This is a genomic window from Comamonas sp. UBA7840 (genome assembly GCF_002501455.1).
In the GTDB taxonomy this organism is placed as follows: Bacteria; Pseudomonadota; Gammaproteobacteria; order Burkholderiales; family Burkholderiaceae_C; genus Comamonas; species Comamonas jiangduensis.
The window spans coordinates 1-8,994 of sequence record NZ_DLTI01000029.1; the positions used below are offsets into that span (position 1 = coordinate 1).

Sequence of the window (8,994 nt, forward strand, 5' to 3'; positions counted from 1 at the left end):
AGCATGCCCATTCCCACTAGTACATCAACACGCAAGTTTCGGAACGTAATGTCTGCCGAGCTTCTGATCTGCATCCTGACGAGTGAACGTCCACTCGATGGTTCGCTGAGCGGCGTTACGAGCCTGCTGCCACGCGTCAACCTCGCATTGCAGAAGGTGGCGGTTTTCAATGCGCCGCTCCAGGCACTGACGGCTGAGGATGCCGATTTCGATCTCCGCCATGTTCAGCCAACTCGCGTGCTTGGGTGTGTAGTGGAACTGCACCCGGCGCAAGAGCTTGGCTGCTGCGCGTTTTCCCAGGACGTCATCGAAGCATTTTCTGAAGTGAATGTTCAGGTTGTCCAGCACCAGATGCACTCGCTTTGCCTTGGCATACGTCTTGGTCAGCAAGTCGCCAACGAAGGTCACGAAGTCGACCTTGCCTCGGCGCTCCGTGACCGAGACGGTTCGCTGTCCGGCTTTGGGCTCGACGGCCACGAACAGATTGGTCGTGCCGTGGCGCACGTACTCGTAGTCTATTTTTTCGGGGCTGCGCGAGTCCATTGGCAGCGGTGCTCGGCTGTGACCGATGAGTTGCAAGCTCTTCTCGTCGATGCAGATGACCGGCTCGATGTGCGACATCGGTCGCGCGTACAGCTCAAGCAAGGCATACATGCGACTGCGGTATTCCTCGGTCAACGAACCAATGCACCACATCAGCTTGCGCCAGGGCTTGAGATCGTTTTTTTGAGCATGCGCCGCACGGTTTCTCGACTCACGTTGGCCATGCCAGGCGCCTGGCGTGCGGCCCGTTCGAGCTCCACCATCGTCCAGCGCTGCCGGCCTGCAGGCGGCGCCGAGCAAGCAAGGGCCGTCACCCGTGCTTCGTCGTCCGTGTCGTACTGGCGTGGACGCCCTGGGCGCGCAACGTCGAAGACCGCCAGTTCCAAGCCCCCTTGCAGATACGCTGCGCGCGTTCGCCACACAGCCGTGCGCCCCATTCCCAGCACCGCCATGATCTGGGCCTCTGGTACGCCCCGGTCCAGCGATGACAGAACATGAGCCCGATTGACCTCCCGCGCCTGATGCAGCCCTTTGCTGCGAATCTCGTCCACGAGCGAGCGATCCTCGTCGGTCAAGTGCAATTGCGTCTGGCGCATGGCAACACCTCCAAGCATCGAGTAGTGATGACGAGAGTGTATTCATGTTTCGTTACTTTCGTGTCAACGTACTAGGGCGTGTCATCAATCAATACCCGGGTGTGTAGCCGGGCTGCCAGGGCTCATGCCAACCACACCATGGATGCCGCCAGATGGATGGCTCCGAGAAAGTTGCGAGCAGTCTTGTCGTAGCGTGTGGCAATGGCGCGGTATTGCTTCAAGCGTGCGAAGAAGTTCTCGATCAGATGGCGCGCCTTGTAGAGCTCACGGTCATATTCGCGTGGCTGCCTGTTCGTTACCCGCGAGGGAATTACCACTGCCTTGCCCTTGTTCAATAAAGGCTCGATCAGCCGGGCCTGAGCATCGTAGGCCTTGTCGGCAATGACAGTCTGCGCTGGTGTGTCCTTGAGCAGCACATCGGCGCCTTGGAGGTCATGCGCCTGCCCTGGCGTGAGGTGAAAGCCTGTCGGGTTGCCCAGCGCATCGACCGTGGCGTGGATCTTGGTGCTCAGCCCGCCCCGGCCTCGTCCGAGGGCTTGCTTGTCGAGATCCCCCCTTTTGCACCAGCGCTGTGCTGGTGGGCGCGCACGATGGTGGCGTCAATCATGGCGTATTCGTTGTCCGCGTCCTGCGCCAAAGTCTCAAACACGCGCTGCCATACGCCGCTTTGGCTCCAGCGCGAGTGGCGGGTGTGCACGACGCGAAAATCGCCAAAGCGCGCAGGCAGATCTCGCCAGGGGATGCCTGCGCGGTAGCGGTAGAGCACTGCATCGATGAACAGCCGGTTGTCTTTTGCCGTGGCTCCGGGCTGTCCTGCCTGACCGGGCAACAGGTCTTTGATGCGCTCCCATTGGGCATCAAGGAGGGCGTATCTTTTACTCATGGCCTCTACGTGGCGCTGGGGCTGTGACTTTCAACTACTCGGGTATTGATTGATGACACGCCCTAGTGTGTCTGCGCCGAAGTAGAACTGAGCACCGGGGCTGCGGATAAAAACTTGGACTGGTTTTATGCCGTAAGTCCAAGACTCTCTCGGTACTCAATGGGGCTGAGATAGCCAAGAGTGATCTTGATGCGCTTCTCGTTGTACCAGCGGATGTAGGAGTCCAGGGCCTGGGTGAACTGCTCGATGCTCGCTGTTTTCCAGTCGCAAGGATAGAACATCTCCGTTTTCAACCGGCCGAAGAAGCCTTCGCATGCTGCGTTGTCATGCGCTTCACTTCTTCACCTTGGCCACTTCTTCGGCCACCAGTACGGCCAATTGGTCGGGCCCGAAGCTCGGCAGGCTGCGGCCATTGACAAAGAAGGTGGGCGTCTTGGTGACCTGCAGTGCGGTGAGGTCTTCGATGTCTTGCTGCACCAAGGACTGCATGCCAGGTTTCTTGATGTCCAGTCGCGCTATAGCAAGGTCCAGCCCGGCCTGCTCCGCCACCTTGAAAGCGGTCTCGATGTTGGGCTGGCCGTGGTCGGCCCAGGCGGGCTGCGCGGCCAGCACAGCTTCAAGAACCGTCTGGTACTTGCCCTGGCTCTTGGCCGATTCCAGCAGCTTGACCACCTGGTCCGAGCCTTGGTGGAACGGCGCATAGCGGATCACGAGCCTCACATCAGTGGGGTACTGAGCCATGAGATTCTTGACGATGGGATAGAAAGCCCGGCAGGTTTCGCAGGCCGGGTCAAAAAACTCGACGATGGTGACCGGGGCATTTTGTGGGCCGAAAACTGGTGAATGCATGCGGACCAGGCGGGTTTGCTCGGCCTTGACTTGCACTTCCTGTGCAGTCTGCACGCGCTTCTGGTAGGCGTTCATGCCCAGGTAGAAGAACAGCGAAACGATGGCCACCAGGCCGACAATGGTGATTTTCTTGGCGTTCATGAACGGGGCTTTCTCAAGTAAACAAAAAGCAGGATGACGATGGCGATGAAAGCCAGGAGAGACAACCAGGGAATCTGGATGCCATTGAGGATTTCGAGGCGCTGTTCGCTACAAGCGGGTCCGGTGCCGCAAGGTACCCACCACTTCGGCACCCACCCGGCCACCAGGGCGGAGTGGTAGCCGGCCATGGCTGTGCCACCCAACGCCAACGGCAGCGCATAGACAGCACCGCGCCGGTCTTCTGCGAAGGCTGCCATGCCCAGGATGAGCGCCAGCGGAAACATGAAGATGCGCTGGTACCAGCAGAGCAAGCAGGGCGTCATGCCCATGACCTCACCGATGAAAAGCGCGCCGAGCGTGGCAACCAATGCGATGCCCCACGCGGCCATGAGCCAGAGCCAGCCGTGCTTCATGAAGGCAACTCCTCGGGTGTTTTTCGGGATGATGGGCGCGGTGGCGTTTTCAATGATGAGAAGCACCACACCAACACGGCGCAGACGATGAACACATCGGCCAGGTTGAAGGCCGGCCAGTGAATATTGCGCCAGTGAAGGTCAAGGAAATCCACTACGGCACCGATTTGGACGCGGTCCACGAGGTTGCCACTACCCCCGCCCACCACGAAGGCGCCCATCCACCGATCCATCGGTTTGGCCTGCCGGGCAAGGCTCGCCATCCAGACTACACCGACCACCAACATGGACACGCCGATGAAGAACCAGCGTTGCCAGCCACCCGCATCGGCCAACAACGAAAAGGCTGCGCCTGTGTTGAGCACATGCACAAAGTTGAGCCACTCGGTCACCTGGACGGCTTCACCGAGTTCCAGGGTGGTTGAAAAAAACGATTTGCTGACTTGATCAACAAACAAGAGAGTTGCGACGGCAGCGAGCCAGGTCCACTGCGGGTTTCGCTGGGTCCAGCGAGCGGTCATGTGAGAGTCCTCCCAAAACGATCCAGGGTCGGCCACCATATGAGATGGTGGCCACTTGAAGTCAGGGGATTGGGGAAGAAGTGCCTTTCAGCGCATTAGACGAATGCGTTCAACCCCAAACCTTTCGCGGCAGACCACTGGGGACGGTAAGGCCGCTCATGCCAGGGCGGCAACAAGCCTTCGGCGAAGTGTTCGACACGGTTGATACCAGCGGGGTCGACAGTGAGCGCAGCAGTCACCATCACAGCTGCAACGCAATTCGCGTGGCAGATTCCGCAGTCAAGATCAAAACCCATGCCGTCGGCGGCCAGCTCGTCCATGCCCGTCACAGCTGACACGTTGGCAGACGGATGATGTTGGGTTTGTGGCTGCGCACCGTGACCGTAGCATTCAACCACTGTGGCAGCAGAAAACTGCAGCGGCAGCAGTGTAAGCATCAGCAGGAGCAGGAAAGCGCGCATAGTGCCGATATTAAGCGGCGGGAGCTTCACTGGTCGCGTGCACGGCTAATCAAATCGGCTAGTTGTGGTCGCACGGGCAGGGGCTTGAAGGCACTCACTGTTTATGATCCGGGTCGCCCGCAGCAAGAGCCCGCTCAGGTGACCCAAGGACACCAATGCCAGCCTGAATATCTGGCTGTCACGGTCGTTTGTGACCAGAGTTGTAAGTGCGGGGACAGTATCCACTGCTTGTTGCCAAGCTGGTATCTGCCCAAGTTCAATTCAGGGCTGTCTACCAATCACTTCGGCTTGGTCAGCGCTTTCATTTCCGTGTGGCTCAGTGAAAAAATAAAAGTCCCTCTTTTGTACCTGGCGCCAAAAGCGCCAGGTACGGTGGATTCTCACGGTCTGTTCGCATACGGACTATACGGACCATGACGCTGCTTCACCAGGGGGCTTGACCCGAGCCCGGTGCACACGGCCTGAAACGGTGTGTTGTCCGCCTGCAAAGCCTCCGTGTCTGGATGTGTTGGCGCTTCGGTATCCTCCGGATAAAACTCCTCCACAATGTCCGCCGCTTCCTCCGGCGTATCTTCAAAGCTGCCGTTGGCATAGCCCAGACGTGCAGCCTCATCCAAAGCGTTCTGCGCAAATCCTGCAGACTGGCGCTGTGCAGCCAGTGCCTTAGCTTGGCCGATGGCCTCGTTCAAGCTCAGGCCGGTGCGCACCACCAGGTCGGCGTAGTAGATGGCCGCACGGTGCGACTGAGTGGTGGATTTGCCCCGCAGCCGCATTTCTAGAGGCATGGCGGCCAGGTGACCGCCTGAGACTGCAGCGAAGTACTGCAGTCGGGCGGTCAAGGTCCGGATGCTGTTGAAGCCCGTGGTGCGAAACACATAGCTGCCCAGCTCATCGCTCTCGCCAATGCTGACGTTCAATCGCCCATAGGGCTTGCACTGGCCCATGCTAAAACTGCAAGCGTCGGGGCCCGGGCAGGCCATGGATTCCAGCCCCTTGGCGGTGATGCGTTTGCAGCTTTCACCATCGCCGACACACAGCGGGCGCGCTGTGTTGCGATCAAACATGCAGTAGTTGGCCCGCAGGTTCAGATCCGGGTCGTTGAACAAGACCCGTACCGGAATACTGCGCAGCTTGCGTTTGGGCGGCGGCGCGCTGACAGTGCCAGGGCTCTCAACTCCCATTTTTTCCTGGAGCGAACGTTTGCCTGCCCGTTGTGGTGCGGCAGGCGCTACGGCGTCACCCCCTTCATCACTGGAAGGCATCGTGCCTTCCTTTATGCCGCCAACCGTTGGTGCCTGGCGCAGGACTTCGTCCAGCGGGTGCAAAAGCCATTGCCCACGGATTTGCACCTGGGTAGTGATGGTGAACTCATCGTCTTTCTCTGGCAGACGCTTGCCGTTCTTTTCCACCACTTTGCCGATCGAGATGCGGCCGATTACGGGCGGGGTGATCATCAAACCTTTGATCATGTGCTGCTCCAAAAAAGAAAAGCCCCCATGACGCAGGCCATGGAGGTCAGGGGGGGAGAGAGGCAGCAGAGGACTGGCGTGCCTCTCACTGTGCATTGACGCAAAAGCGCCGGGTGCCCGCGCGTGTGCTGAGGTAGCCTTTAGCCAAGTCTGGATGGTCTTGCACGAATGCACTGGTGTTGAACGCTTGGCCATCCTTGCTGCGACGCCAGGTCACGCTGCCGCCGCAGGCAAACGTGGCGCGATCGGCTTCTCCCATGTGGCTTTGCAGGTGTTGGCGCAGTCGGGCTTCGTGCTTTTGGGCGGCATCGAGCTTCTCACGTGCCGCCAGCAAGGCGTCAAACGTGGCGTTGAGTTCGGGGTCGTCGCTCATATCGACCTGGTCCCCACCGCTGTTCGGATACAGGCAGCGCAAGGCTTTTTCCGCGCTGTCCGAGCCATCTCCGGCTGGCGGTGCGCCTTGTTCCACCTGTTCCCAGAAGGCGTGCTCCAGCGCAATCAGGCGCTCGATCAGGGCCTCATCCCGCTCAATGCGGAAGATGCGCAGCTCTTGTCCCCCAATGAGTACAGCCACATCCGCTGCCTTGTAGCCTGTGACGGCCAGCTGGTGCATGACCTGCAATTGCACGTACTCAGGCACGCCATCCTTCCAAAGGCGTGCACCGTGGATGCCTGCAGTCTTGCACTCCAGAATTTGCACCTCGGATGAACCAACCACCTCACGATCCACATTGGCCAGCATCCAAGGATGCTTTGGATGCTGCAGCACGGCATTCACACGGCGTACCTTGTTCCCTGTACGCTTGGTGTAGTGGGCAGCCACTATGGGCTCTAGCAACGTACCCCAGAACATGGGGCTGGTGTCATCGTTGGGGTCTACAGCAGGCAGCAAGTCAGCCTTGCCCGTCTTATGCATCCACAGCTCCAGCTGGGACTGATAAGGGTTAAGGCCCACTGCTGTAGCGGCATCGGAGCTACCAATGCCTGTGCGGCGAACTTCCAGCCAATCGTCTCTGGCTAAATCCTTGGTCGAGACCAGGCGCAAAGCAGCCCCTTTGCGGGTGGCAGGTGCACGTGCGGTAGACAGGCTTTGCAGATCTAGATTGGCATTGCTGAGTAAATGAACAGACATACAAATCTCCTTGGCCCGCAGAAATTGCGGGCATAAAAAAACCGCCTTAGAAGGCGGTTCGTGGTGGTGGAAAGTAGATGGGAAATCCCAGTGGAGAAGGCCAGTAGGGCCATGCAAGCCAGCGTTTGAACATGATCAAGACACCAGCTGCAATGCATGATCCAACGCACGCTGCTTAATCACAGCACCTTGGCCAAACCAAGCACTGTCCAAGCGGTTGTCTTGGCTGCGGGCTTGTTTTTCATGGTCGATGAACTCGGTTACAGAGCACAGTAGGCCCCAGGCAGTGTCCTTGGCTGCGTGCATCTCGGCTCCCCGCCCATGGCCTTCGTAGAGCATCTGCACTTTCTTGAGTGCCCGCTCATTGGTCAGACCCACAGACAAGTCAGAGTGGGCATCTGTGTTGCAGATCACCTTGAGGAAGTAGTTCATCGCCTCGTGGGTTTTGACCTTGCGTTCAGCCAGTGTCTTCATGCGGTACATAAAGCTGTCCCACTGGCCAACTGCAACCCCCAACTGGCGTTTAACGGCCTGGGGATCAAACGAGGTGCTATGTGGCACCTTGACTGCACCCACGCCATCACGCAGGGCAATTGTCAGTGTGTTGTTGCACACCACGCGCACCGTGGTCGGCATGGCTACGGTTGCTAGGGACCCATCACAAGACGTAGCCAGCAGCAAATAGCCATTGACCACATCGTTGCCCTTCAAAGCTACAGACTTGCCAGTACGAGCCAAGGCCCAGAACTTGCGGCCAGCTTTGAGCACTCCTGCCGTTTCCAGCTCATAGCCAGCCACCTCTGTCAGGTCGCGGTAGAACTCAAGCACCTCACGGGGCTGCACCACGTTGTAGCGACTGCCCACCACCGAAAGTGGTGCGTGTGTGTCGCTGCGGTACAGAACCTTTTGTTCAGGAAATTCTTTGGGCTCGGCATATAGACCAGATAGGCCTGTATTTCCATCGGAGGCGAGATAACGCACAGGTGTTTCCTGAATGCGCCAGTCCATGCCTGCAGCTTGTGCCCAGACATCAATGCTTTGTTTGGCTGGGAGGGCGTTGCCCAGTTCATGCCAAGGTGTTTGACCAGCGTAGGCCATGGTTTCAACGAGGTGTGCCATGAGATTGCTCCTTTATTAATAAATGAGACGTATTCAAAAAAAAGAATGTGAAGCGTCGCGCTAATAAACGACTCAGACCTTAAAAGTCTTTCCGCATGCGCAGCAGCGATAGTTATCAAACAGCACGAGGTCAATCTTGGCGCCAGCTTTAGCGCCAAGTTCACACCCAATGGCTGCAGCCGTCATGGCAGCAACCACGGCGCCGGCAACGCCATTGAAAGCGAATCCTGCTGAAGCAAGAGATGTGCTGGGGGGACTCGCAATTGCTAGTCCTCTGTTCGAGGCGAGAAAGCCTCCTGCAGCACCGACAGCACACCCAAGTACGGCACAGGCATATGTGGCAGGTGTTCGATGGGTGACTTCCGCGTGCTCACAGAAGGGGCAAGACAGAAGCGAGGGTATGGATATTTCCAAAGTGGTCTCCTATACACAGCGACAAAAAAGCCCCTGCGCAGATACACAGGGGCTTGAGACGTTGGGTTGGTGAGGATCTGTAGATGACCTCAGCTTCGTGATATGTGGTTCAAAAAAATTAGAAATGAAAAAACAAGATTGCTAGTTGCAGTCCGATGCAGTCCGAACAGGACCGGATCAATCAGAAATCTAATGGTAGATGGTATGGTAGAAAGACTAGGGTGAGAAATAAAAAAGCCCCTGAAAACAGGGGCTTAGAAGTATTCTTGGCGGAGGCTGTGTCCGCCATTTTTATGTTCGTTAAAGTTCGATAAAAAACTATAACATGCTGATTGTAAATAAAAATTTAAGCTTTGACTGTTCGTTGGAGTTCGGCGAAAATCGCTAACAGCCCATGTTTTATGTGGGCAGTATGTGGGACAGGACTTCAGGCCAGCACATGTATGCCACGTA

The 8,994-nt window shown here is 57.6% G+C and carries 10 protein-coding genes and 1 pseudogene; all 11 read right to left on the minus strand.

Annotated elements, in window-relative coordinates:
- Positions 1–24 precede the first annotated feature (24 nt).
- The 11 genes and pseudogenes from B3R00_RS12410 to B3R00_RS12460 all read right to left on the minus strand — a co-directional run bounded on the left by B3R00_RS12410 (position 25) and on the right by B3R00_RS12460 (position 8,127).
- Positions 25–678, minus strand: a complete 654-nt coding sequence (locus tag B3R00_RS12410; RefSeq protein WP_286999287.1) for an IS630 family transposase — start codon at positions 676–678, stop codon at positions 25–27.
- 17 nt (positions 679–695) lie between these two features.
- Positions 696–1,157, minus strand: coding sequence for a helix-turn-helix domain-containing protein (locus B3R00_RS12415; protein ID WP_286999288.1), 462 nt, complete (start codon positions 1,155–1,157; stop codon positions 696–698).
- 104 nt (positions 1,158–1,261) lie between these two features.
- Positions 1,262–2,022 (minus strand): IS5 family transposase gene (locus tag B3R00_RS12420; protein ID WP_390887628.1). Its coding sequence is split into 2 segments (ribosomal slippage): positions 1,262–1,680 and positions 1,680–2,022, totalling 762 coding nucleotides; the frame shifts between segments, so codons are not numbered across the junction.
- A gap of 125 nt (positions 2,023–2,147) precedes the next feature.
- A pseudogene (locus B3R00_RS12425) lies at positions 2,148–2,348 on the minus strand (IS3 family transposase); the annotation flags it as partial.
- A 7-nt stretch (positions 2,349–2,355) separates the two neighbouring features.
- On the minus strand, positions 2,356–3,012 hold the full coding sequence (locus B3R00_RS12430; protein WP_210930717.1) for a DsbA family protein: 657 nt from the start codon (positions 3,010–3,012) through the stop codon (positions 2,356–2,358).
- Positions 3,009–3,425, minus strand: a complete 417-nt coding sequence (locus tag B3R00_RS12435; RefSeq protein WP_210930718.1) for a disulfide bond formation protein B — start codon at positions 3,423–3,425, stop codon at positions 3,009–3,011. Before B3R00_RS12435 ends, B3R00_RS12430 begins: the two co-directional genes overlap by 4 nt.
- Positions 3,422–3,946: a signal peptidase II gene (gene lspA, locus B3R00_RS12440; protein WP_210930719.1), complete on the minus strand. Its 525-nt coding sequence runs from the start codon at positions 3,944–3,946 to the stop codon at positions 3,422–3,424. Before lspA ends, B3R00_RS12435 begins: the two co-directional genes overlap by 4 nt.
- A 95-nt stretch (positions 3,947–4,041) precedes the next feature.
- Entirely contained in the window at positions 4,042–4,407 is a 366-nt protein-coding gene (locus tag B3R00_RS12445) for a hypothetical protein (RefSeq protein ID WP_210930720.1), read from the minus strand.
- 380 nt (positions 4,408–4,787) lie between these two features.
- On the minus strand, positions 4,788–5,876 hold the full coding sequence (locus tag B3R00_RS12450; protein WP_244982986.1) for a phage capsid protein: 1,089 nt from the start codon (positions 5,874–5,876) through the stop codon (positions 4,788–4,790).
- A gap of 85 nt (positions 5,877–5,961) precedes the next feature.
- Positions 5,962–7,008 (minus strand): YqaJ viral recombinase family protein, encoded by a 1,047-nt coding sequence (locus B3R00_RS12455; protein ID WP_286999289.1) that lies wholly within the window; start codon positions 7,006–7,008, stop codon positions 5,962–5,964.
- A gap of 135 nt (positions 7,009–7,143) precedes the next feature.
- Positions 7,144–8,127: a DUF932 domain-containing protein gene (locus B3R00_RS12460; RefSeq protein ID WP_286999290.1), complete on the minus strand. Its 984-nt coding sequence runs from the start codon at positions 8,125–8,127 to the stop codon at positions 7,144–7,146.
- Between the last annotated feature and the right edge of the window lie 867 nt (positions 8,128–8,994).

What these genes read in the sequence shown, in the direction of transcription:
- B3R00_RS12415 (WP_286999288.1), bottom strand. Translation starts at nt 1,157, where the DNA reads ATGCTTGGAGGTGTTGCCATGCGCCAGACGCAATTGCACTTGACCGAC.
- B3R00_RS12430 (WP_210930717.1), bottom strand. Translation starts at nt 3,012, where the DNA reads ATGAACGCCAAGAAAATCACCATTGTCGGCCTGGTGGCCATCGTTTCG.
- B3R00_RS12435 (WP_210930718.1), bottom strand. Translation starts at nt 3,425, where the DNA reads ATGAAGCACGGCTGGCTCTGGCTCATGGCCGCGTGGGGCATCGCATTG.
- lspA (WP_210930719.1), bottom strand. Translation starts at nt 3,946, where the DNA reads ATGACCGCTCGCTGGACCCAGCGAAACCCGCAGTGGACCTGGCTCGCT.
- B3R00_RS12445 (WP_210930720.1), bottom strand. Translation starts at nt 4,407, where the DNA reads ATGCGCGCTTTCCTGCTCCTGCTGATGCTTACACTGCTGCCGCTGCAG.
- B3R00_RS12450 (WP_244982986.1), bottom strand. Translation starts at nt 5,876, where the DNA reads ATGATCAAAGGTTTGATGATCACCCCGCCCGTAATCGGCCGCATCTCG.
- B3R00_RS12455 (WP_286999289.1), bottom strand. Translation starts at nt 7,008, where the DNA reads ATGTCTGTTCATTTACTCAGCAATGCCAATCTAGATCTGCAAAGCCTG.
- B3R00_RS12460 (WP_286999290.1), bottom strand. Translation starts at nt 8,127, where the DNA reads ATGGCACACCTCGTTGAAACCATGGCCTACGCTGGTCAAACACCTTGG.